Source organism: Amycolatopsis sp. NPDC051045, from assembly GCF_040682955.1.
Lineage (GTDB): Bacteria > Actinomycetota > Actinomycetes > Mycobacteriales > Pseudonocardiaceae > Amycolatopsis.
Genome location: NZ_JBFBCC010000039.1, coordinates 1 through 22,314, shown reverse-complemented (window position 1 = coordinate 22,314; position 22,314 = coordinate 1). Strand labels below are relative to the sequence as shown.

General features: G+C 72.8%; 18 protein-coding genes, 1 pseudogene and 1 riboswitch. Of the genes and pseudogenes, 12 read left to right on the top strand and 7 right to left on the bottom strand.

What is annotated here, in order from left to right:
* The first annotated feature begins 10 nt into the window (after nucleotides 1-10).
* Nucleotides 11-125, top strand: a riboswitch (SAM riboswitch).
* 38 nt (nucleotides 126-163) lie between these two features.
* Genes AB0M80_RS42135 through AB0M80_RS42115 form a run of 5 tightly spaced genes read left to right on the top strand, consistent with a single transcriptional unit; the run spans nucleotide 164 to nucleotide 4,312 of the window.
* The gene (locus tag AB0M80_RS42135; RefSeq protein ID WP_364576157.1) at nucleotides 164-1,498 is read left to right on the top strand and encodes an aminotransferase class V-fold PLP-dependent enzyme; all 1,335 of its coding nucleotides are present in this window, start codon (nucleotides 164-166) and stop codon (nucleotides 1,496-1,498) included.
* 16 nt (nucleotides 1,499-1,514) lie between these two features.
* Nucleotides 1,515-2,111 (top strand): hypothetical protein, encoded by a 597-nt coding sequence (locus AB0M80_RS42130; RefSeq protein ID WP_364576156.1) that lies wholly within the window; start codon nucleotides 1,515-1,517, stop codon nucleotides 2,109-2,111.
* A gap of 4 nt (nucleotides 2,112-2,115) precedes the next feature.
* Nucleotides 2,116-2,724 (top strand): hypothetical protein, encoded by a 609-nt coding sequence (locus AB0M80_RS42125; protein WP_364576155.1) that lies wholly within the window; start codon nucleotides 2,116-2,118, stop codon nucleotides 2,722-2,724.
* 23 nt (nucleotides 2,725-2,747) lie between these two features.
* A complete protein-coding gene (lspA, locus tag AB0M80_RS42120; RefSeq protein WP_364576154.1) occupies nucleotides 2,748-3,386 on the top strand; it encodes a signal peptidase II in 639 nt (212 codons plus the stop codon).
* Nucleotides 3,383-4,312 (top strand): RluA family pseudouridine synthase, encoded by a 930-nt coding sequence (locus tag AB0M80_RS42115; protein WP_364576152.1) that lies wholly within the window; start codon nucleotides 3,383-3,385, stop codon nucleotides 4,310-4,312. Before lspA ends, AB0M80_RS42115 begins: the two co-directional genes overlap by 4 nt.
* Here the strand turns inward: AB0M80_RS42115 and AB0M80_RS42110 are convergent.
* Complete coding sequence (locus AB0M80_RS42110; RefSeq protein WP_364576150.1) at nucleotides 4,309-5,361, bottom strand: AsnC family protein; 1,053 nt, start codon at nucleotides 5,359-5,361, stop codon at nucleotides 4,309-4,311. The genes AB0M80_RS42115 and AB0M80_RS42110 overlap by 4 nt on opposite strands.
* A 133-nt stretch (nucleotides 5,362-5,494) precedes the next feature.
* Here AB0M80_RS42110 and AB0M80_RS42105 point away from each other — a divergent pair, with 133 nt between their 5' ends.
* The 3 genes from AB0M80_RS42105 (at nucleotide 5,495) to AB0M80_RS42095 (ending at nucleotide 14,657) form a co-directional block, all read left to right on the top strand.
* On the top strand, nucleotides 5,495-12,124 hold the full coding sequence (locus AB0M80_RS42105) for a DUF885 domain-containing protein (protein WP_364576148.1): 6,630 nt from the start codon (nucleotides 5,495-5,497) through the stop codon (nucleotides 12,122-12,124).
* Between the two features lie 186 nt (nucleotides 12,125-12,310).
* Nucleotides 12,311-13,522, top strand: coding sequence for a fumarylacetoacetase (gene fahA / locus AB0M80_RS42100; protein WP_364576146.1), 1,212 nt, complete (start codon nucleotides 12,311-12,313; stop codon nucleotides 13,520-13,522).
* Between the two features lie 94 nt (nucleotides 13,523-13,616).
* Complete coding sequence (locus tag AB0M80_RS42095; protein WP_364576145.1) at nucleotides 13,617-14,657, top strand: LLM class F420-dependent oxidoreductase; 1,041 nt, start codon at nucleotides 13,617-13,619, stop codon at nucleotides 14,655-14,657.
* 82 nt (nucleotides 14,658-14,739) lie between these two features.
* Here the strand turns inward: AB0M80_RS42095 and AB0M80_RS42090 are convergent, their stop codons facing one another.
* On the bottom strand, nucleotides 14,740-15,318 hold the full coding sequence (locus AB0M80_RS42090; protein WP_364576143.1) for a class F sortase: 579 nt from the start codon (nucleotides 15,316-15,318) through the stop codon (nucleotides 14,740-14,742).
* A gap of 253 nt (nucleotides 15,319-15,571) precedes the next feature.
* Here AB0M80_RS42090 and AB0M80_RS42085 point away from each other — a divergent pair, with 253 nt between their 5' ends.
* Entirely contained in the window at nucleotides 15,572-16,513 is a 942-nt protein-coding gene (locus AB0M80_RS42085; RefSeq protein WP_364576141.1) for an exopolyphosphatase, read from the top strand.
* Between the two features lie 41 nt (nucleotides 16,514-16,554).
* Nucleotides 16,555-16,740, top strand: a complete 186-nt coding sequence (locus AB0M80_RS42080; RefSeq protein ID WP_364576139.1) for a hypothetical protein — start codon at nucleotides 16,555-16,557, stop codon at nucleotides 16,738-16,740.
* Here AB0M80_RS42080 and AB0M80_RS42075 read toward each other — a convergent pair.
* The 3 genes and pseudogenes from AB0M80_RS42075 to AB0M80_RS42065 all read right to left on the bottom strand — a co-directional run.
* Complete coding sequence (locus tag AB0M80_RS42075; RefSeq protein ID WP_364576137.1) at nucleotides 16,721-19,120, bottom strand: glycosyl hydrolase family 65 protein; 2,400 nt, start codon at nucleotides 19,118-19,120, stop codon at nucleotides 16,721-16,723. The genes AB0M80_RS42080 and AB0M80_RS42075 overlap by 20 nt on opposite strands.
* Entirely contained in the window at nucleotides 19,117-19,848 is a 732-nt protein-coding gene (locus AB0M80_RS42070) for a beta-phosphoglucomutase family hydrolase (RefSeq protein ID WP_364576135.1), read from the bottom strand. Before AB0M80_RS42070 ends, AB0M80_RS42075 begins: the two co-directional genes overlap by 4 nt.
* Nucleotides 19,849-19,953: 105 nt before the next feature.
* Nucleotides 19,954-20,286: pseudogene (locus AB0M80_RS42065) on the bottom strand (metalloregulator ArsR/SmtB family transcription factor); the annotation flags it as partial.
* Between the two features lie 131 nt (nucleotides 20,287-20,417).
* Here AB0M80_RS42065 and AB0M80_RS42060 point away from each other — a divergent pair.
* Entirely contained in the window at nucleotides 20,418-20,918 is a 501-nt protein-coding gene (locus AB0M80_RS42060) for a PaaI family thioesterase (RefSeq protein ID WP_364576133.1), read from the top strand.
* Here the strand turns inward: AB0M80_RS42060 and AB0M80_RS42055 are convergent.
* Both AB0M80_RS42055 and AB0M80_RS42050 read right to left on the bottom strand, forming a co-directional pair.
* Nucleotides 20,908-21,237, bottom strand: coding sequence for a nuclear transport factor 2 family protein (locus AB0M80_RS42055; RefSeq protein ID WP_364576131.1), 330 nt, complete (start codon nucleotides 21,235-21,237; stop codon nucleotides 20,908-20,910). The genes AB0M80_RS42060 and AB0M80_RS42055 overlap by 11 nt on opposite strands.
* Nucleotides 21,238-21,288: 51 nt before the next feature.
* On the bottom strand, nucleotides 21,289-21,765 hold the full coding sequence (locus AB0M80_RS42050) for a MarR family transcriptional regulator (protein ID WP_364576129.1): 477 nt from the start codon (nucleotides 21,763-21,765) through the stop codon (nucleotides 21,289-21,291).
* On the opposite strand from AB0M80_RS42050, the gene AB0M80_RS42045 reads away from it, so the two are divergent.
* Entirely contained in the window at nucleotides 21,764-22,225 is a 462-nt protein-coding gene (locus AB0M80_RS42045; protein WP_364576127.1) for a pyridoxamine 5'-phosphate oxidase family protein, read from the top strand. The genes AB0M80_RS42050 and AB0M80_RS42045 overlap by 2 nt on opposite strands.
* Nucleotides 22,226-22,314: the final 89 nt, after the last annotated feature.

The window sequence follows — 22,314 nt, the reverse complement described above, 5'->3', positions numbered from 1 at the left end:
TTCTGGACCAGGTCATGAGTGCCAGCGCGAAGCCCCGGCTTGCTGGCCGGCAACCCTCCTACCGCGGTGGGGTGCCCCGGGTGAAGACCAGGCCGGTCGCGTCGTGCGACGGGCAAGCGCGGGCCCCTCGCCGGGGGTCCCCCGGACTGCCGAGGAGGCACCGATGACTCTCGCCATCGACCGCACCCAGCTCGAAACCGTGGTCTCGTCCAGCATCCCCGCCGTCGCCGGCGCGTCGCTGCGGGTGCCGCTGGTGACCGGCGGGGACATCGGCTACGCCAACCTCGACCACGCCGCCAGCGCCCCGTGTCTCGACGCGGTCCGCAGCGCCGTCGACGAGTTCCTGCCCTGGTACGCCAGCGTCCACCGCGGCGCGGGCTTCGCCTCGCAGGTCTCCACGCGGCTCTACGAGCGCACCCGCGACGTCCTGCGCCGGTTCGCCGGCGCCCGGCGGACCGACACCGTCGTCTTCACCCGCAACACCACCGACTCCTTCAACCTCCTCGCCCGCAGCCTGCCGCGGCACACCACGGTGATCGTGTTCGACACCGAGCACCACGCCGCGCTGCTGCCGTGGACGGGCCCGAACGTCCGGCGGCTGCCGACCCCGCGCACCCGGCTGGCCGCGGTGTCCGCTGTGGACGAAGCGCTCGCGGATGCCCCGCAGGGACCGCGTCTGGTCGTCGTCACCGGAGCGTCCAATGTGACCGGTGAGCTGCTCCCGGTGGCGGAGATCGCGGCCGTGGCGCGCAAGCACGGCGCGCGCATCGCGCTCGACGCCGCCCAGCTGGCCCCCCACCGCCGGATCTCGATCAAGGAACTGGACGTCGACTACGTCGCGCTGTCCGGCCACAAGCTATATGCGCCCTTCGGCGCGGGCGCGCTGATCGGCCGCGCCGACTGGCTGCGCGCGGCCCGGCCGTACCTGGCCGGAGGGGGCGCGACCAAGCTCGTCACCGAAGACGCCGTCGTCTGGAACACCGGCCCGGAGCGCCACGAAGCCGGCTCGCCCAACACCGTCGGCGTGTACGCGCTCGGCGTCGCGTGCGAAACCCTCAGCCGGAACTGGGACGCCGTCGAGGCGCACGAACAGGCCCTGCTCGCGCGGCTCCGCAAGGGCCTCGAGGGCATCCCGGGCTGCGCCGAATTGAGGCTGTTCGACTCGCCGGTCGACCGGGTCGGCACGGTCAGCTTCGTCGTCGACGGCTTCGACCCGGGCTGGCTCGCGGCGGTGCTGTCGGCCGAGTACGGCATCGGCGTGCGCGACGGCGCCTTCTGCGCGCACATCGCGGCCAAGCGGCTGATCGGCGTCACCGGCGGCGACGGGCAGCAGGCGGTCCGCGTCAGCCTCGGCCTCGGCAGCACGGAGGAACACGTCGACCGCGTGGTGCTGGCGCTGCGGCAGATCGTCGCGCGCGGAGCCCGCTGGGAGTACGCGAAGGTGGACGGCCGCTGGGCCCCGGTGGGCGACCCGCGGGAGCTGCCGCCCTTCTGCTGAGCGCTAGCCTGGGCCGATGGGGAGAGGGCCACGTTTCTGGTTTCCGCTGGCACTGCTGGGCTTCGCCGAGATCGGCCTGGCCGCGGCGCAGCTGCTGGCGCGCCGGAGCCGGGCCGAAGCCGGGGCCGCGAACTTCCTCCTCGGACCGGCGCACTCCGCGGGGCCGACCTATGGCCGCCTCCAGTGGATGGCCCTGGACGATTTCCACGCCCTGGGCGGCAGCCTGCCGGGCGGACCCGCCTGGCTGGTCGCGCTCGGCGTGGTGGTCGCCGGCACGGCCGTCTGGTACGCGGTAACCCTGCGGCCCGTCCGCACCGGGCGGTTCGTCCTCGGCACGGTCGGCGCGGTGCTCGCCGTCCCGCTGCTCGACCTGGTCGGGTCCTGGCAGTTCGGGCTCGGCGACGGCCTGCGTGGCCCGCTGCTGGCCACGCTCGGCCTGCTGCTGCTCGCCGCGTACGAGCGCAGCCGGTTCGTCCTGCTCACCGCGGTCGCGTTCGCCCTGGTCGTTTTGGTGCTTTCGGCGGACATGGCAGGCGTGCTGGTCTCGGCCCTGATCCTGCTCGCCGCCGCCTTCGTCGCCCTGCTGCGGGGAAACCCGCGCCCGCTACCCTGAGGCGATGGGGAGTTCGCGGCGGTACTGGTTCCCGTTGGCCGCGCTGGGATTCGCGCAGCTCGTGATGGTGGCCGTCGACCTGGTGCCGGACGAGCCCGCGCCGCTCGCGCCGTTCGCGACGGGCTACCAGGTGTCCCAGGATCTCCACGGCCTCGGCACCGGCGGGACCACCGTCGGCGAGCGGGTTTCGATCACCGCCGTCGCGGCGGACGTGGTGCCGTCGGCGACGCTCGGCTGGCTCGCCGCCCTCGCCTGTGTGGTGCTCGCGGTGGCCGTCTGGTATTGGCGGGAGCTGCGGCCGCCACGCCCCGGCCGGTTCCTGCTCGGCACGCTCGGGGCGCTGGCCGCCGTCCCGCTGCTCGACCTGGTCGGCGCCCTCCAGTTCCGGCTGGGCGGCGACCTGCGCGGCGCGCTGCTGGCGACGTTGGGCCTCCTGCTGCTGGCCGGCTACGAGCGCAGCCGGTTCCTGCTGGCCGTCACCGGGGTGTTCGCGCTGGTCACGGTGGTGTTCCAGCCGTCGTCGGCGGGGGCGCTCGCCGCGGCGGGCCTGCTGTTCGCGGCCGCGTTCGCCGTGCTCCTGCGCCCGCGGCCGGACGGGCCCGCCGCGGCCTGACCAGCGCCGTGGACAATGGACCGGTGAGCACCGAGCCCAGCCACTCCGAACCCGACACCGCCACCCCCGCCGACGCGGTGCCCGATCCGGCCGCCGACGCGCCCGAGAACCCGGAGGTCCCGGCGAAGCCGCTGCTGCCGAAGCGGCGGGTCGGCTGGGTGTTCGCCGTCGCCGTCGTCTTCTGGGCGATCGACCTGGTGACGAAGAACCTGGTCACCGCCAACCTGGAGGGCAAGGAGCCGCTCCGGATCCTCGGCGGGCTGATCTACCTGCAGGTGATCCGCAACCCCGGTGCCGCCTTCTCGATGGCCACCGGCATGACGTGGGTGCTCGCCCTGGTCGCGCTGGCCGTGGTCATCGCGATCATCTGGCTGTCGCGGCGGCTGCGTTCGATCGGCTGGGCGATCGGCCTCGGTCTCGTGCTCGCCGGCGCCACCGGCAACCTGACCGACCGCATCTTCCGCGCGCCCGGCGGGCTGCAGGGCCACGTCGTCGACTTCATCTCGGCGTTCGCCCCCAACGGCAAGGGCTTCGCGATCTTCAACATCGCCGACTCGGCGATCTGCGTCGGCGGCGCCCTGATCGTGCTGCTGTCGCTGCTGGGCAAGGACTACGACGGCACGTCGACCAAGGACAAGAAGAAGCAGGAGGACCAGGCGTGACGTCGCGGATGCTCCCGGTGCCCGACGGGCTCGACGGGATGCGGGTCGACGCCGGCCTCGCCAAGCTGCTCGGGCTGTCCCGCACGGTCGTCGCCGAGCTCGCCGAGTCCGGGGACGTGCTGCTCGACGGCCGCCCGGCGGGCAAGTCCGACCGGCTTTCCGGCGGCGGCCTCCTGGAGATCACGCTGCCGGAACCGGCGAACCCGGTCGAGGTCGTCGCCGAGCCGGTCGAGGGCATGCGCATCCTCCACGACGACGACGACATCATCGTGATCTCGAAGCCGGTCGGCGTCGCGGTCCACCCGAGCCCGGGCTGGACCGGCCCGACCGTCGTCGGCGGCCTCGCCGCGGCCGGCCTGCGCATCTCGACGTCGGGCGCGGCCGAGCGCCAGGGCGTGGTCCACCGGCTCGACGCGGGCACCACGGGCGTGATGGTGGTGGCCAAGAGCGAGCACGCCTACACCGTGCTGAAGCGCGCGTTCAAGGAACGCACGGTCGACAAGGGCTACCACGCGATCGTCCAGGGCCACCCGGACCCGATGCGCGGCACGATCGACGCCCCCATCGATCGCCACCCGCGCCACGACTACAAGTTCGCGGTGGTCCAGGGCGGCCGCCCGAGCGTGACGCACTACGAAGTGGTCGAGGCGTTCCGCGCGGCCTCGCTCGCGCACATCAAGCTCGAAACCGGGCGGACGCACCAGATCCGCGTCCACTTCTCGGCCCTGCGGCACCCCTGCGTCGGCGACCTGACCTACGGCGCCGACCCGGTGCTGGCCCGCCACCTCGGGCTCAACCGGCAGTGGCTGCACGCGAAGACCCTGGGTTTCGCGCACCCCGCGGACGGCCGGTGGGTCGAGTTCGAGTCGGAGTACCCGGACGACCTGGCGAAGGCCCTGGAAATCCTGCGCGACGAGAGCTACTAGTCCTCGATCGACCAGATCAGTGTTCGCTCGTCCGGCTCGGGGCGCGGGCTCCAGCGGACCGAGACCACGCGCGTGGCGTCCGGGAGGACGTACACCGTGTGCCCACCCAGTGTCTCGCCCGGTTTGACGCCGATCTTGTGCGGCGGCCGGGACGTCAGCGACACCGGTGCTTTGCCGATCGCCGTGCCGTCGGCGGCGATCAGCTCGAGGTAGTTGTCCGGCAGCGAGGCGAACGGGATCGATCCGCGGTTGGTGATCTCGGTGTGCACCACCACCGCGCGTTCGCCGTCCTCCAGGCGGTACCCGGCCGCGCTGAACAGGTAGTCGGCCGGGTCCTGCACCTCCAGCAGCTGCACCGACAGCTGCTCGCCCTCCAGGCCGTGGGTCGCCATGACCTCGCCGAGCCTGCCTCGCCTGCCGGCCGCGGCGGTGGGCTTGGCCGGCTCGTCGCCACGAGCCCACTTCGCCGTCTGCGGCAGGCCCCACGTGCTCACGACGGGATCGAGCGGTACCTGCGGCGGCGGGAACTGCTGAGGCGGGCGCGGGGGCTGCGGTGGCCGGGGCGGCGGACCCGGGTACCGCCCGGACGGCGTGCCCTGGACGTTGTACGGCCCCGAAGGTGCGCCCTGCACGGTGTACGGCCCCGAGGGTGCGCCCTGCACGGTGTACGGGCCGGAGGGGGCGCCTTGGACGGTGTACGGCCCCGAAGGCGCTCCCTGGACGTTGTACGGGCCTGACGGCGTGCCCTGGACCGGCGGCGGCATCGGCGGCGCGGGCTGGGAGGGCACCGGCTGTGAGGGCGGCGGGAACTGCTGCGGCGGCCGGTTCGCCCACGACGGCGGCGCGCCGGCGATCGCCGCGCGCAGGCCGTTCGGGTCGCTCTCGACGCCGACGAGCAGGGGGAGCCCGCTGCCGGAAAGGGCGACCAGCCGGTAGGCGACCTCGCGGGGATCCATGCCGACCTTCGCCGCGAGCTCGTGCACGGCTGCCTTGCCGAGGTCGGCGAGCGCGGCGAGCAGGCGGATGTCCACGGGATCGGTCACGGCCACTCCGGCAACGCTACCGCCTCGCCGATCCGCGGCACCGAAGGCCGTCCGCCCCCGGCGAACGACCCGCCGTTCCTGTCGGTGATCTCCGTTAGGGTCGGCCGGGAGCACATCAGCCGAAGCTGGGGGTCCTGCCATGACCGCGGTCACCGAACTCGCCGACGAGTTCGTCGAAGCGCTGTTCGCCGCCGATCCGCTGACGGCCGCGCTGCTCGGCGTGCGCCCGGCGGAGCCCGGCCTGCCGGATCTGTCCGCCGAGGCCGAGCAGGCGTTCCGGGCCCGGCTCGCGGGGTTCCTCGAGCGGGCCCGTGCGCTGGACGCCGGGGGCCTCGCGGCCGAGGAGCGGGTCACGCGCGAAGTCCTGATCACCACGGCCGAAAACCGCATCGCGGCGATCGACAGCCGGCTGGCCGAGTTCACGGTCACCGACCTGTCCATCGGGCCCGCGGCCGGTCTGCTGATCGCGCTGCCGATGACGACGGTGACGGCGGGCGAGGCCGCCGAGGCCCAGCTCGGCCGGCTGGCCGCGATCCCGGCGTACCTGCGCCAGGCCGCGCGGCGGCACGCCGAGGGCATCGCCGCGGGGCTCGTCCCGGTGGCCCACCTGGTCGACGCCGCGGTCGCGCACCTCGACCGCTACCTCGCCGAACCCGCCGCCGACCCGCTGCGCCGCCAGCCGGCGCCGGACGGGGAGTTCGAGCGGCGGCGTGACGAGCTCCTCGCCGACGTCGTCCGCCCGGCTTTCGCCGAGTACCGGGAATTCCTCGTCACCGAGGTGAAGCCGCACGGGCGGCCCGCGGACCGGCCCGGTGTGTCGTGGCTGCCCGGCGGCGGCGAGGCGTACGCGCGGCTCGCGCGGATGCACACGACCACCGAGCTCACCCCGAAGGAGCTGCACCGGATCGGCCTCGACGTCATCGACTCGCTCGCCGTCGAGTACCGCGAGCTGGGGCTGAAGGTGTTCGGCACCGACGACCTCGCCGAGATCTTCGAGCGGCTGCGCACCGACCCCGCCCTGCGCTGGACCAGCGGTGAGGAGATCCTGGAGACCGCCCGCACCGCCGTCGGCCGGGCGGCTGCCGAGGCCCCGAAGTGGTTCGGCCGGGTCCCGGAGCAGCAGTGCACGGTCGAGGCGGTGCCGCCCGAGGCCGCGCCGGGCGCGCCCGCGGCGTACTACCTGCGGCCGGCCGCCGACGGTTCCCGGCCCGGCATCTACTTCGCGAACACCCACGAGGCCGGCGAGCGGTTCCGGCACATGGCCGAGACGACCGCGTTCCACGAAGCCGTGCCGGGGCACCACTTCCAGCTCACCATCGCGCAAGGCCTCACCGGGCTGCCGCTGCTGCGGCGGATCGGCATGTTCACCGCGTACACCGAGGGCTGGGGGCTCTACAGCGAGCGCCTCGCCGACGAGATGGGCCTGTACTCCGACGACGTCGCGCGGCTCGGCATGCTGACCGGCGACTCGCTGCGGGCGGGCCGGCTGGTCGTCGACACCGGGCTGCACGCGCTCGGCTGGAGCCGTCAGCAGGCCGTGGACTACCTGCTCGAGCACACGCCGGAGGCGCGCGCCGAGGTCGAGTCCGAAGTCGACCGGTACATCGCGTGGCCGGGCCAGGCGCTGGCGTACATGGTGGGGCGGCTGGAGATCCAGCGGATCCGCGCCCGCGCCGAGCAGCGGCTCGGCTCCCGGTTCGACCTCCGCGCGTTCCACGACCTCGTGCTGGCCGGCGGCGCGCTGCCGCTCTCGGTGCTGGCCACCGTCGTCGACGAATGGGTGGCCGGCCACGGCGACACCGTCGACGGCTTGGCGAGCGAGCTGGTCGAGCTGTCGTTCGAGCAGGAGCCGCTGCACCCGTCGGTCCTCGGCCTGCCCGGCGGCCACGACCGGCTCGCCGACCAGACCCGGGAAGCCCAGGAGCGCTACCGCGCCGCGTACACGGCCATCGCCCCCCGCGCCCGGGCGCTGGCCACCGGAGACCTGACGCCGGAAGAAGCCGTCACGCGCGAGGTCGTGATCGCCGCCGCCGAAGTCGAGGCCGACCGGCTCGGCGCGCGGGCAGCCGATTTCGCGGTCAGCGACGGGCTCACCTCGCCCGCGCTCGGGCTGCTGATGTACCTGCCGTACTACCGGCTGGACGACGAGAAGAAGGCGCGCGGGTACCTGGCCCGGCTCGGCGCGATCGAGCCGTTCCTCGCCGACCTGGCCGAGCGGCAGCGCGAGAGCCTGGCCGAAGGCCTGGTGCCGCCGGCGTACCTTGCCCGCGCCGGCATCGAGTACATCGACCGCTACCTCGCCGCCCCGGACACCGACCCGCTGAAGGTCGGCACGACGGCGGCCGTCGAGGGCTTCGAGGCCGAGCGCGACCGGCTGCTCGCGGAGGTGGTCCACCCGGCGTACGCGCGGTACCGGGACTTCCTCCGCACGGAGGTCGAGCCGGCCGGGCGGCCCGACACCGCCCCGGGGATCTCCCACGTGCCCGGCGGGGCGGAGCGGTACGCCGCGTTGATCCGCGCGGAGACGACCACCGAGCGCACGGCGCAGGAGCTGCACGAGACCGGGCTGGCGCTGATCGGGAAACTCGGTGAGGAGTACCGCGAGCTGGGCGCGAAGGTGTTCGGCACCACCGAGCTCGCCGAGATCTTCGAGCGCCTGCGCACCGACCCGGCGCTGCGCTGGCGGGACGGCGAGGAACTGCTGGCCGCGGCCCGGGACGCCATCGCCCGCGCCGAATCCGTGGCGCCGCAGTGGTTCTCGCGCATTCCGGCGGAGAAGTGCGAGGTCGCGCCGGTGCCCGAGGCCGACGCGGCGAGCGGCACGATCGCGTACTACCTGCAGCCGTCGCTCGACGGCACGCGCCCGGGCGTCTACTACGCGAACACCCACGAAGCGGACCAGCGCCCGCGGTTCACCAGCGAGGCGATCGCGTTCCACGAAGCCGTGCCGGGCCACCACTTCCAGCTCAGCCTGACCCAGGAGCTGCGGGACCTGCCGCTGCTGCGGCGGATCGGCATGTTCAACGCCTACGGCGAAGGCTGGGGGCTCTACGCCGAGCGGCTCGCGGACGAGATGGGCCTGTACTCCGACGACGTGTCGCGGCTGGGCATGCTCACGCAGGATTCGATGCGGGCGGGCCGGCTGGTCGTCGACACCGGGCTGCACGCGCTGGGCTGGAGCCGGCAGCAGGCGGTCGACTTCCTGGTGGAGCACACGCCGATGGCGCGGCTGGAGATCGAGGCGGAGATCGACCGGTACGTCGGCTGGCCGGGGCAGGCGCTCGGCTACATGGTGGGACGGCTGGAGATCCAGCGGCTGCGCGCCGAGGCCGAGCAAGCGCTGGGCGAGCGGTTCGACATCCGCGGGTTCCACGACGTCGTGCTCGGCCACGGCATGCTGCCGCTGTCCGCGCTGGCCAAGGTGGTCACCGACTGGGTGGCGGACCAAGCGGACACGCCCGATCGGCTGGCCGACGAGCTGGTCGCGCTCAACTTCGAGCGGCAGCCGCTGTACCCGTCGGTGTTCGGCCTGCCCGGCGACCACGACCGATTGCCCGAGCCGAGCGCGGAAGCCGAAGCCCGGTTCCGCGCCCGTTACGCGGCGATCGCCGTGCGCGCCGAAGCGCTCGACCCCGCCGGGTTGCCGGCCGCCGAGCGGGTCACCCGGGAAGTCGTGCTCTCCCAGGCGAAGGCGGCGATCGACGAGATCGACTCGCGCCGCGCCGACATCTCGGTCAGCGACGGGCTCGGCGCGCCCGCGCTGCAGCTGCTGCTCTACCTGCCGCAGACAGTGCTGGACGACGAGCCGAAGGTCCGCGGCTACCTCAGCCGGCTCGCGGGCGTCGGCGACTACCTCGACGCGCTGATCGGCCGCCAGCGCGCGGCCGTGGCCGAAGGGCTGGTGCCGCCGGGCTTCCTGGTGCGCATCGGCGTCGATTACGTCGACCGCTACCTCGGCGCGCCCGAGAGCGACCCGCTGCGGGTGACACCGTCGTACGCACTCGAAGGCTTCGAAGCCGAACGCGACCGCTTGCTCGCGGAGGTCGTCCGGCCCGCGTACGCGCGTTATCGCGCCTTCCTGGCCGACGAGGTCGCGCCGGTGGCCCGGCCCGAGACGTCACCGGGGATCGGGGCACTTCCGGGCGGGCCGGAGCGGTACGCCGCGCTGATCCGCGTCGAAACGACCACCGAGCGCACGGCGCAGGAGCTGCACGAAACCGGACTGGCGCTGATCGGAAACCTCGCCGAGGAGTACCGCGAGCTGGGCGGAAAGCTGTTCGGCACCACGGACCTCGGGGAGATCTTCGACCGGATCCGGACCGACCCGGCGCTGCGCTGGCGAGACGGCGAGGAACTGCTGGCCGGAGCCCGGGCCGCCATCACCCGTGCGGAAGCCGTTGCCGCCCAGTGGTTCTCGCGGGTGCCGGAGCAGAAGTGCGAGGTCAGGCCGGTGCCCGCGGCCGAGGCTTCCAGCGGCACGATCGCGTACTACCTGCAGCCGTCACTCGACGGCACGCGTCCGGGCGTCTACTACGCGAACACCCACGAAGCGGACCAGCGGCCGCGGTTCACCAGCGAGGCCGTCGCGTTCCACGAAGCCGTGCCGGGGCACCACTTCCAGCTGTGCCTCGCCCAAGACCTCACCGGTCTGCCGCTGCTGCGCCGGATCGCGCACGTCAACGCCTACGCCGAAGGCTGGGGGCTCTACGCCGAGCGGCTGGCCGACGAGATGGGCCTGTACTCCGACGACGTGTCGCGGCTGGGCATGCTGACCCAGGATTCGATGCGAGCCGGCCGGCTGGTCGTCGACACCGGGCTGCACGCGCTCGGGTGGAGCCGGCAGCAGGCGGTCGACTACCTCGCCGAGCACACGCCGATGGCGCGGCTGGAGATCGAGGCGGAGATCGACCGGTACGCGGCCGATCCGGGCCAGGCGCTCGGCTACATGGTGGGACGGCTGGAGATCCAGCGGCTGCGCGCCGAGGCCGAGCAAGCACTGGGCGAGGCGTTCGACATCCGCGAGTTCCACGACGTCGTGCTCGGCAGCGGGACCCTGCCGTTGCCGGTGCTGTCCGGCGTCGTCGCCGACTGGGTGGCGCAGCGCCGTGATACGCCCGACCGGCTCGCCGACGAGTGCCTGGAGCTGATGTTCGAGGCACAGCCGCTGCTCCCGTCGCTGTACGGCCTGCCGGGCACGCACGACAAGCTCGCCGACCAGACCGCCGAAGCCGCCGCCCGGCACCGCGCCGGGCTGGCCGGGATCATCACGCGAGCGGAGGCGATCGACGCGGCGGCGCTGGAGCCGGCCGACCGCGTCACCCGGGACGTCGTCATCTGGCAGGCGCGCACCCAGATCGACGTGCTCGACTCCGGCCGGACCGACATCGCGGTGAGCGACGGGCTGGCCGCGCCGGCCCTCGAGCTGCTGATGGAACTGCCGCAGACGATCCTCGACGACGAGGCCAAGGCCCGCGGCTACCTGAGCAGGCTGGCCGCGGTCGGCCCGTACCTGGACCAGCTGATCGAGCGGCAGCGGGCCGCGCTCGCGGCCGGCCTGACGCCACCGGAGTTCCTGGCGCGCATCGGCGTCGGCTACGTCGAGCGGTACCTCGCCGCCCCGGAGAACGACCCGCTGAAGGTGCCGGTCCACGGCCTCGAAGCCGAGCGTGACCGGTTGCTCGCGGAGGTGGTCCACCCGGCGTACGCGCGGTACCGGGACTTCCTGGCCGACGAAGTCGTCCCGGTGGGCCGGCCCGAAACGTCGCCGGGGCTCGGCGACCTGCCGCGTGGTCCGGAGCGGTACGCGGCGCTCATCCGGGCCGAGACGACGACCGAGCGCACGGCGCAGGACCTGCACGACACCGGCTTGGCGATCATCGAGCGGCTGGCGGAGGAGTACCGCGAGCTGGGCGCCGAGCTGTTCGGCACGACCGACCTCGCGGAGATCTTCGACCGGATCCGCACGGACCCGGCGCTGCGCTGGCGCGACGGCGACGAGCTGCTCGAAGCCGCCCGCGCGACGATCAGCCGGGCGGAAGCCGTGGCGCCCCAATGGTTCTCGCGCGTGCCGGAGCAGCGGTGCCAGGTCGCCCCGGTGCCCGACGCGGAGGCCGAAAGCGGCTCGATCGCCTACTACATCGAGCCGTCGCTCGACGGTTCGCGGCCGGGCACGTACTACGCCAACACGCGCGAGGCGAACCAGCGGCAGCGGACCCTGGGCGAGGCGGTCGCGTTCCACGAAGCCGTGCCGGGGCACCACTTCCAGCTGGCGCTGGCCCAGCAGCTGACCGGGGTGCCGCTGCTGCGCCGGATCGCCATGTTCAACGCCTACGCCGAGGGCTGGGGCCTGTACGCCGAGCGCCTCGCCGACGAGATGGGGTTGTACTCGGACAACACCGCGCGGCTCGGCCTGCTGACGCAGGATTCGATGCGGGCGGCGCGGCTGGTGGTCGACACGGGGCTGCACGCGCTGGGCTGGAGCCGCCAACGGGCCGTCGACTACCTGCAGGACCACACGCCGATGGCCCCGATCGAGATCGAGGCGGAGATCGACCGCTACGCGGGCCACCCGGGCCAGGCGCTCAGCTACATGGTGGGCCGCCTGGAGATCGAACGGCTGCGCGCCGAGGCGGAGCGCGCATTGGGCGAGCGGTTCGACATCCGCGAGTTCCACGACACGGTGCTGGGCAGCGGCACCCTGCCACTGCCGGTCCTGGCGGGCGTGGTGGCCGACTGGGTGGCAGCGCGGGCTGTGGTGGCCGGGGAGTGACGGTGGCTTGGTCGGGTGGCGGCGCGGGCTGCGGTGGCCGGGGAGTGACGGTGGCCGGGCGGGGTTTCGCCGGCGGCGCCGGGGTGGCGTGGGCGGCTCGAGGTGGGGAGTGACGGTGGCTCGGCGGGATTTCGCCGGCGCCGCGGTGGCCGGTTGGGTGGCGGCGCGGGCCGCCCGGGACGAGGAGTGCATGTGACCTGGCTGGAGCTTGCCGACGACACGCCGTTCGGCTTGGACAACCTGCCCTACGGGGTCTTCTCGGTCGGCGGGGCGCCCGAGCGGCGGATCGGGGTGCCGGTCGGCGATCGGGTGCTCGACCTGACCGCCGCGGCCGCGGAAACCGCCGCTTCCTTCGCCCCGCTGCTCACCGCCGGAGTCCTCAACCCGCTGCTGGCCGCCGGGCCCGCCACCTGGCGGGAGGTCCGCGAAAGCGTCACGGAGTGGCTGACCGAGCCCCGCTACGCCGATCAGCTCCGGCCGCACCTCGTGCCGGCCACCGAGGTCACGACGCACCTGGCGATCGAGGTCGCCGACTACGTCGACTTCTACTCCAGCGAGCACCACGCCCTCAACGCCGGCAAGATCTTCCGGCCGGACGCGACCGAGCTCCCGCCCAACTGGAAGCACCTCCCGATCGGTTACCACGGCCGGGCCGGCACCGTCGTGGCGTCCGGCACGCCGATCGTCCGGCCGCACGGGCAGCGCAAGCCCCGCAATGCCGATGCGCCCTCGTTCGGCCCGTCGCAGCGGCTGGACATCGAGGCCGAAGTCGGGTTCGTCGTCGGCACCCCGTCCGCTTTGGGCACCCGGGTGTCCACAGCGGACTTCGCGGACCACGTGTTCGGCGTCTGCCTGGTCAACGACTGGTCGGCGCGGGACATCCAGGCCTGGGAGTACCAGCCGCTGGGGCCGTTCCTCGGCAAGTCGTTCGCGACGTCGGTGTCGCCGTGGATCGTCCCGCTGGCCGCGCTGGAGCACGCGCGCGTCGACGGCCCGCCGCAGGACCCGGAGCCGTTCGAGTACCTCCGGACCGGCGAGAAGCAGGGGCTGGACCTCGCCCTGGAGATCCGGCTGAACGGCCACCTCGTGTCGAGCCCGCCGTTCGCGACCCAGTACTGGACGGCCCCACAGCAGCTGGCGCACATGACGGTCAACGGCGCGAGCCTGCGCACGGGCGACCTGTTCGCCTCCGGCACGGTGACCGGCCCGGAGCGCGACCAGCGCGGCTCGTTCCTGGAGCTGTCCTGGGGCGGCCGGGAGCCGCTGGAGCTGCCGGGTGGCGGCACGCGGACGTTCCTGGAGGACGGCGACGAGGTGGTGATCAGCGCGACCGCGCCCGGCCCGGGCGGGACGCGGATCGGCTTCGGCGACGTGCGGGGGACGGTGGTTCCCGGCTGAACCGGGTGGAAGTGGCGGTGCGCACACCGATCGGCGCCGGATGTCCTCCATAATGACGGACGACTAAGCGCTTGCTCAGCACGGGAGGACGTCCATGAGGATCGGGACCGCGATCAGCTACGCCGGAGGCTTCGCCGAAAGCGTCGCCGACATCGTCGAACTGGAGAAGGCGGGCCTCGACGTCGTCTTCGTGCCGGAGGCGTACTCGTTCGACGCGGTCAGCCAGCTCGGCTACCTCGCGGCGAAGACCGAGCGCGTCCAGCTGGCCTCCGGGATCTTCCAGATCTACACCCGCACGCCGACGCTGACCGCGATGACCGCGGCCGGCCTCGACTTCGTCTCCGACGGGCGGTTCATCCTCGGGCTCGGCGCGTCCGGCCCGCAGGTCATCGAGGGGTTCCACGGCGTGAAGTACGACGCGCCGCTGGGCCGGACCCGCGAGATCGTCGAGGTGTGCCGCCAGGTGTGGCGCCGTGAGCGCGTGGTGCACGAGGGCAAGCACTACACGATCCCGCTGCCGCCCGAGCAGGGCACCGGCCTGGGCAAGCCGCTCAAGCTGATCAACCACCCGGTGCGGGAGCGGATCCCGGTGCTGCTGGCCTCGATCGGGCCGAAGAACGTCGCGCTGACGGCCGAGATCGCCGAGGGCTGGCAGCCGATCTTCTTCCACCCGGAGAAGGTCGCCGACGTCTGGGGCGCGTCCCTGGCCGAGGGCCAGGCCAAGCGCGACGCGGCGCTGGGTGAGCTGGACACGTTCGTCACCGTGGCCCTGGCCATCGGCGACGACGTCGAGCCGCTGCTCGACCACCTGCGGCCGGTCCTGGCCCTGTACATCGGCGGGATGGGCGCGCGGGGCAAGAACTTCTACAACGACCTGGCCCGCCGCTACGGCTATGAGGCCGAGGCGAAACTGATCCAGGACCTGTACCTCGACGGCAAGAAGGAAGAAGCGGCGGCGGCGGTCCCGCTCGAGCTGCTGCGCGCGATCTCCCTGGTCGGCCCGGCGGGGTACGTGAAGGAGCGGCTGGCGGCCTTCGCCGAGGCGGGCGCGACGACGCTGGTGGTGAACCCGCTGCAGCCGGGCCGCGAAGCCCGCGTCGCGGCGGTGTCGCACCTGCGCGAGCTGATCGGCTGACGGCCGGCACGCCTGGGTCGCCCACCGCAGTGCCGCGAGTGGCTCATTCGGAACGTCGGAAGCCGCGAATGAGTCACTCGCGTCAGGCCGGGGTGGCGTAGACCGCGACCCGCGTGTCACTCAGCCCGGCGCTGTCGTAGGTCCCGTCGCTGGTGATCAGCCGCAGCTGAGGGCCCGGGCCCTCCGGGGCCACCAGCGTGCTGTCCGGTTCGTTCGCCGGGAACACCGCCGTCTTGCGGACCGTGAACCGGGATTCCCGGCCCTGAGCGTCCCGGACCGTGATGGTCGCGCCCGGCTTCAGCTTGTCCAGGCGGGCGAACGCGCCGGCGGAATAGCCGAAGCCCGAGTGCGCCGACAGCACCGCGACGCCGGGGGCACCCGGAACCGGGCCGTCGGCGAACCAGCCGACGCCGCGGGCCGTGCCGGGCTGCTCGCGGCGGCCGCCGATGTGGCCGAGGCCGACCAGGTGGTCCTGGGTCAGGCCGAGGTCGGGAACCAGCAGCGTCAGCGGCGGGGCACCGGCCGTCACGGGCCGGTCCGCGGCCGGGGCGATCGCCGGGGCCGGCGCGAGCACCGAGGTGACGCCGAGCAGGACGCAGCCGAGCCCGGCCACGACCGCGAGCACGACGGCGGCCGGCCGCACGAGCTCGGATCGCTGCATCTCTTTCCCCTGCTCCACGCCGGTTCCGATGTCCGATTAATCGGACATCGAGCCGCGGGCGTTACCGAATTGTGTCCGGTGGCACCATGGTTCACTCAATCGGGTTATCTCACTGTGACCCTTCGCGGCAGATCGGCACGTCCGGAGGGTCGCAAAACCGGAAATGCCCGGCAGCCCGCGGTGAGATCGGACATCATTGCTGGTTTCGAGCCGTCGAACCGAGGATATTCAGCAAGCGGAGGTGCGCCGAGCTGTGCGAAAACGGAAAGAGCCCGCGGTGGGCGTGCTGGACGTCGGTTCGTTCAGCGCCCGGCTCGTGGTGGTGCCGGTGGACGGCTCACCGCGGGAGCCGGTGGTCAACCACCAGACGCGGCTGCGCCTGGACCGCGAGCTCGACGTCCGCGGCCGGCTCAGCACCCGCGGCATCGACGCCGTCACGGCCGCCGTCGCGGCGGGCATGACCATGGCTTACCGCCACGGCGTCAGCGACGTCTACCCGCTTGCGACGTCCTCGATCCGCGACGCGGCCAACGCGGCGGACGTCGTCCGGCACGTCGCCGGGGAAACCGGCGTCGAGCTGCGGTTCCTCTCCGGCCGCTGCGAGGCCGAGCTGACCTACCTGGCCGCCCGCCGCTGGTACGACGCGGAGCCCGGGCCGATGCTGGTGCTCGACATCGGCGGCGGGACGCTCGAACTGGCCGCCGGCCACGGTGAAAAAGCCACCTTCGCGCGCTCGCTGCCGCTGGGTGCCCGATCGATGACCCGGGACTGGCTGCCCTCCGAGCGCGTGTCGAACAAGCAGGTCAAGGCCCTGCGGACGCACGCGCTCGACGTCGTGACCACCACGCTGGGTGCCGCCGACGTCGACGATCCGCAGGTCGTCGGCTGCTCCAAGGTGCTGCAGCAGCTCGCGCGGCTGGCCGGCGCCCGCCCGGGGAAGTGCAAGGAACTGCGGCTCGAGGACCTGCGGGCCTGGATCCCGCGGCTCGCCGCGCTGCCGCCGTCGAAGCGGGCGGAGCTGCCGGGCATCTCCCGCAGCCGCGCCCACCAGGCCCTCGCGGGCGCGATCGTGGCGGAAGCCCTGCTGACGGTCGCCGGTGGCAAGGTGACGATCTGCCCCTGGTCGACCCGCGACGGCCTGCTGCTCACCCTGCAGGACAAGGCGAGAGCCGCAGCGGCGAAGCGGGCGGCCTGATCCGCTGGCCCTGACCGGGAAAAGCGGGTATCCCGGAAAGCATGAGCGAGCAGCAGCGCATCCACCCCCACCCCCACGACGACGACGAAGAGCTCCCGAAGCTCCCGACCCCCAGCGGGCTGACCCACGACGTGCCCACCGCCCCGGACCCGGACGTCAACCCGGGTGGGACCGAGGAAGTCCCGGCCCCACCCGGACGCGACGCCGTCAGCGACCTTCCTCGGTGATGGGGTTGGCCGGCTCCGCGTACTGACGCACCACTTCCGAGTCACGCCGCATCGGGGCGCGGCCGGCCGGCTGCTTCGGCGGGGTGCCCGCGTCGATCTTCGGGATCGCGAACCGCTGCGGTTCCGCGGTGACCGTGATGCGCTCCCCGTGGTGCAGCACTTCCAGGGGCGCCCCGGCGACCACGTGGTAGGTGGCCTGGTCGGGATCGATCTCGACCTGGAACCGGGTGCCGCGGAACATCAGGCGGAAGGTGATCCGTTCCAGCTGCGGCGGCAGCCGCGGCGCGAACGCCAACGTCCCGCCGTGGTCGCGCAGGCCGCCGAACCCGGCCACGGCGCCCTGCCACGCTCCGGCCAGCGACGCCATGTGCAGGCCGTTGCGCACGTTGTTGTGCACGTCGTGCAGGTCCGTCAACGCCGCTTCGGCGAGGTAGTCGTAGGCCAGCTTCAGGTGGCCCACCTCGGCGGCGACGACCGCCTGCGTCCCCGCCGACAGCGAGGAGTCGCGCACGGTCCTCGCCTCGTAGTACGCGAAGTCGCGGGCCTTCTCCTCCGGGCTGAACGAGTCGCCGCACAGGTGCAGCGCCAGCACCAGGTCGGCCTGCTTCACGACCTGCTTGCGGTAGAGGTCGAAGTACGGGAAGTGCAGCAGCAGCGGGTACTGGGCCGGATCGGTGCCCGCGTAGTCCCACTCGTCGTGGTCGAGGAACCCCTCCGACTGGGGATGCACCCCCAATTCTTCGTCGTAGGGCAGGTACATCGCCGCGGCGGCCGCGCGCCAGGAGTCCAGCTCGACGGTGTCGACGCCGAACCGCGCCGCCACGTCCGGGTGCCGCTCGCACGATTCCGCCGCGGCCTGGAGGTTCCGCCGCGCCATCAGGTTCGTGTAGACGTTGTTGTCCGCCACCGCCGAGTACTCGTCCGGGCCGGTGACGCCGTCGATGCGGAACGCGCCGTGCCGGTCGTGGTGGCCCAGCGACGCCCACAACCGCGCGGTTTCCAGGAGCAGTTCGGTGCCGTAGGCGCGTTCGAACTGCTCGTCGCCGGTCGCGTTGAGGTAGCGCAGGACGGCGTCGGCGATGTCCGCGCTGACGTGGAACGCCGCCGTGCCCGCCGGCCAGTACGCCGAGCACTCGGCGCCGTTGATCGACCGCCACGGGAACGCCGCGCCGCGCAACCCCAGCTGGTGGGCGCGTTCCCGGGCTTTGTCCATTGTGGAGTGCCGCCAGCGGAGGGCGTCGCGCGCCGCGTCCGGGATGGTGTAGGTCAGCACCGGCAGGACGAAGGATTCGGTGTCCCAGAAGGCGTGCCCGTCGTAGCCGGGCCCGGTCAGCCCCTTGCCGGCGATCGCGCGGCTCTCGCCGCGGGCCCCGGCCTGCAGGATGTGGAACAGGGCGAAGCGGACGGCCTGCTGCAGTTCGGGATCGCCCTCGATCTCGATGTCGGAAGTGGCCCAGTAGTCGTCGAGGAACTCGCGCTGCTCGGCGAGCAGGCCCTTCCAGCCCGTCTGGCGGGCCCCGGCCAGCGCCGCCTCGACCTGCGACCGCAGCGCGGGCACCGAGCGCTGCGCGGACCAGCCGTAGGCGAGGAACTTGGTGATCCGCAGCCGGCCGCCCTTGGGCACGTCGACCGCGACGGTCAGCCGCGCGAGGTCTTCCTCGGAGTGGATGCGGGCGCGGATCCCGTCGTCCACCTCGATCTTGTGGTCCATCGCCGCGGCCATCCGCAGCCCGGACCGGTGGGTCCGGTGCACCAGCACGGCGTTGTACTCCGACGCGCGGTGGAACTCGCCGACCAGCGGGGACTCCAGCGCGGCGGCCACCCGCGGATCATTGGTGTCGGACTCGATCGGTTCGTTGGCCAGCAGGTCGGACTGGACGACCAGCTGCAGGTCCTCGTCGAGCGGCTCGACCTCGTACCGGATCGCGGCGATCGCGCGCTGGGTGAACGACACGAGCCGTTCGGTGCGCACGCGAACCCGCCGCCCGGTCGGCGACGACCACTCCGTGGTCCGGCACAGCGTGCCCGTGCGGAAGTCGAGCACCCGGTCGTGCGCGGTGGCCGCGCCGTAGCGCATGTCGAGCGGTTCGTCCTCGACGAGCAGGCGGATGATCTTGCCGTCGGTCACGTTGACGACGGTCTGGCCCTCTTCGGGGTAGCCGTAGCCCGCTTCGGCGTAGGGGAGTTCGTGCTGCTCGTAGAACCCGTTGAGGTACGTGCCGGGCAGCCCGCGCGGCTCGGCCTCCTCGAGGGTGCCGCGCAGCCCGATGTGGCCGTTGGACACCGCGAACGCCGATTCGGTGCGCTGCAGGGCGTCGACGTCCATGCCGCGCCAGCGCAGTTCCCACGGCGCGCATTCGTAGCCGTGCCGTTCGGTCATCGGTCCTCCAGGAGGTCGGCGAGGTCGTCGACGACGATGTCGGCCCCGTGGGCCCGCAGTTCTTCGGCCTGGTCGGCCCGGTTCACGCCCACGACGTACCCGAAGCCGCCGGCCTTCCCGGCCTGGACGCCGGACTGGGCGTCCTCGAAGACGGCCGCGTGCGCGGGCTCGACCCCGAGCGCCGCGGCGCCGGCCAGGAAGGAGTCGGGCGCCGGCTTGCCCTTCAGGTGCTGTTCGCGGATCACGATGCCGTCGATGCGCGCCTCGACGTACTTGCTCAGATCGGCGCCGTCGAGCACCTTGGCGCCGTTGGCCGACGACGTCACGACCGCGATCCGCAGGCCGGCCGCCTTCGCCGCTTCGAGGTAGCGCACCGAACCCGGGTAGGGGTTGACGCCGCGTTCGTCGATGATCTTGAGGACCAGTTCGTTCTTGCGGTTGCCCACGCCGTTGACGGTCGGGGCGTCCACCGGGTCGTCCGGCTCGCCCTCGGGGAGCACGATCCCCCGTGACCGCAGGAACTCCCGCACGCCGTCGGCGCGCGGGCGGCCGTCCACAAAGGCCGCGTAGTCGTGGTCGGTGAACTCCGCGAACCCGGCGCCGTCACGGGCGCGGAGGAACTCGTCGAACGTCCGTTTCCAGGCCTCGCGGTGGAGGATCGCCGTGCCGGTCAAGACTCCGTCGAGGTCGAACAGGCAGGCTGTGATGGTCTCGGGCAATCCCGTCATGCCCGCACGCTACCGGTCTTCGGCTTCCTCCGCGGGTTGTTCGGGGGTCCGGGTGGCGGAGCCCCCGGCTCGGGGCGAAGCCCCGGTGGTCACAGCTTGTCGGGGGTGCGGGCGCACCCGGTGGATCAGCTCGTGCACCGTCGCGTCCGCGAGCCGGTACCGCACCACCCGGCCGGCGCGGTGCGACGTGACCAGTCCGTGGGCCCGCAGCAGCCGCAGGGCCTGCGACACCGCGGTGTCGGTCATGCCGGTGGCCGCGGCGAGGTCGGTGACGCTGATCTCGCGGGCGTAGTGGATGGAGACCAGCAGGGCCAGCCGGGAGGGGTCGGCGACCACGGAGAAGCGCCGGGCCCACTCGTCGATGACGGCGCGGTCCCCGAGGCCTTCGATCGCCGCGGCCACCCGTTCCGGGTCGATCAGCTTGCGGCCGGGGTCGATGTCCACTCCCGGATGATTCCACCCGGGCTCCCGTCCGACCACCGGTGGCCTGGGTCACGCCGCGCTTGACGGCGCCGGGTCCGCGGGGCGAAGCTGCCCATTAAGACAGCTGTCATAATCGAGGAGTCCGGATGACCGACGTCGAAGCGCAGGTCCGCTCGAAGACCATCACCTGGCAGGACCCGCTGGCGACCGCCCGGCTCGGTGCCACGATGTCCGGCCTGGAGTACATGACGGCGATCGCCGACGGTCGCGTCCCGCCGGCGCCGATCGCCGAGCACTTCGGCATGCGCTGGGAGCGGATCGAAGCCGGCGAGGTCGTCGCGGTCGCCGAGCCGGACGAGTCGCTGTACAACCCGATCGGCATGGTCCACGGCGGCGTGGCGGCGACGATGCTGGATTCGGTGATCGGCTGCGCGGTGCACACGACGCTCCCGGCCGGCGTCGGCTACGCGTCGGTGGAGCTGAAGGTGAGCTACCTGCGCGCGATCCACGCGGGCCGCGGCGAGATCCGCGCCACGGGCCGCGTCGTGAAGGAGGGCTCGCGGATCGCCTTCGCGGAGGGGGAGATCCGCGACGCCGAGGGCAGGCTGCTGGCCACGGCGTCGGGGACCTGCGTGATCACCCGCTAGCGGGCTGCTTGACGTCCCAGTGCTCGGTGAGCAGGCCGTCCTCGACGCGCAGGATGTCGACGACGGCGAGTCCGGCCACGTGCAGGTGCGCGACGACGAGGTCGTCCTCCGCGACGACGTGCTTGATCACCGCGGTCGCGCCGGCCAGTGGCGAGTTCTTCACGGCTTCGGTGAACGCCTCGCGGCCGGAGGGCAGCCCGGGGCTGTGGGTGACGAAATCGGGGTGCAGCGCGGCCTTCGCGGCGTCGAAGTCCTTGTGGACGAACAGGTTCTCCAGGCAGTCGACGACGATCATGCGGTTCTTCGCGGATTCGCTCATGCCGCCGATCGTGGGCCTATCCGGCGGCGGCGTCGATTACGTCGGGGGTAATCAGCGCGGGGGCCGGACGCGGCGGGCGCGGATCGCGTCGTCGCCACCGCAACGGCCGATAATCGAGGCCAGCAGGGCCCGCGCGTCGCCGACGCGTTCGGTGCCGTACTCCTTTTCGAGTTCGTCCTGGAGCTCGTGCCGCAAGGCGCGGGTGGCTTCGACGGCGTTCTGCGCGTGTTCGGTGAGGTGCAGGAGCTTGGTCCGCGCGTCGGACGGGCCGGGCTCGCGGCGCAGCAGTCCCCGGCGTTCGAGGTCGGCGACCGCCTTCGAGGCCGCCTGCTGGGTCACGCCCATCCGCTCGGCCAGCGCGGTGATGGACAGCGGTGCGGCCAGGACGTGCTGGAGCACGACGCCGTCGTTGAACCGCAGGTCGCCGAAGCCCTGCCCGGCGAGCCGCCGCTGGACCTCGTCGGTCATCGCCCAGCCCGCGAAGAGCGCGGTCAGCGACAGGTCGAGGGTGTTAGGATGCACAACCATGGTTGTGGAATCTAGCAGAGTACCGGCGGAGCTGGCCGAAGCGTTCGTTCGCGTGGCCCACCGGATCGTCTGGTGCACGCTGGTGACGGTCGACCGGCGGGGCCGGCCACGCTCCCGGGTCGTCCACCCGATCTGGGAGCAGGGGCCCGACGGCCTGACCGGTTGGCTGTTCACCCGGCCGACGCCGCTCAAGCTGGCTCATCTGGCGGCGTCGCCGTACGTGTCCTGCTCGTATTGGGACCCGCAGCACGAAGTGGCGGTCGCGGAGTGCCGGGCCGAGTTCGCCGACGACGAGCAGACGCGCGAGTACCTGTGGGACCTGTTCGCGTCGGCACCGGAACCGCTGGGCTACGACCCGAAAATCCTCGGCGGCGAGGATCACCGCGACCCGAAGATCACCGTGCTGCGCCTGACGCCCTGGCGGGTGTCGGCCGGCGGCGCGGCCTGGCGAGCGGCTTAGACCACGTCTCATTTGGGGTTGTTGTGGGTGAGCAGGTCCAGCTTGATAGCCCGGCGGTAGCAGATCACCGCGCAGGCGAGCTGGGTGAA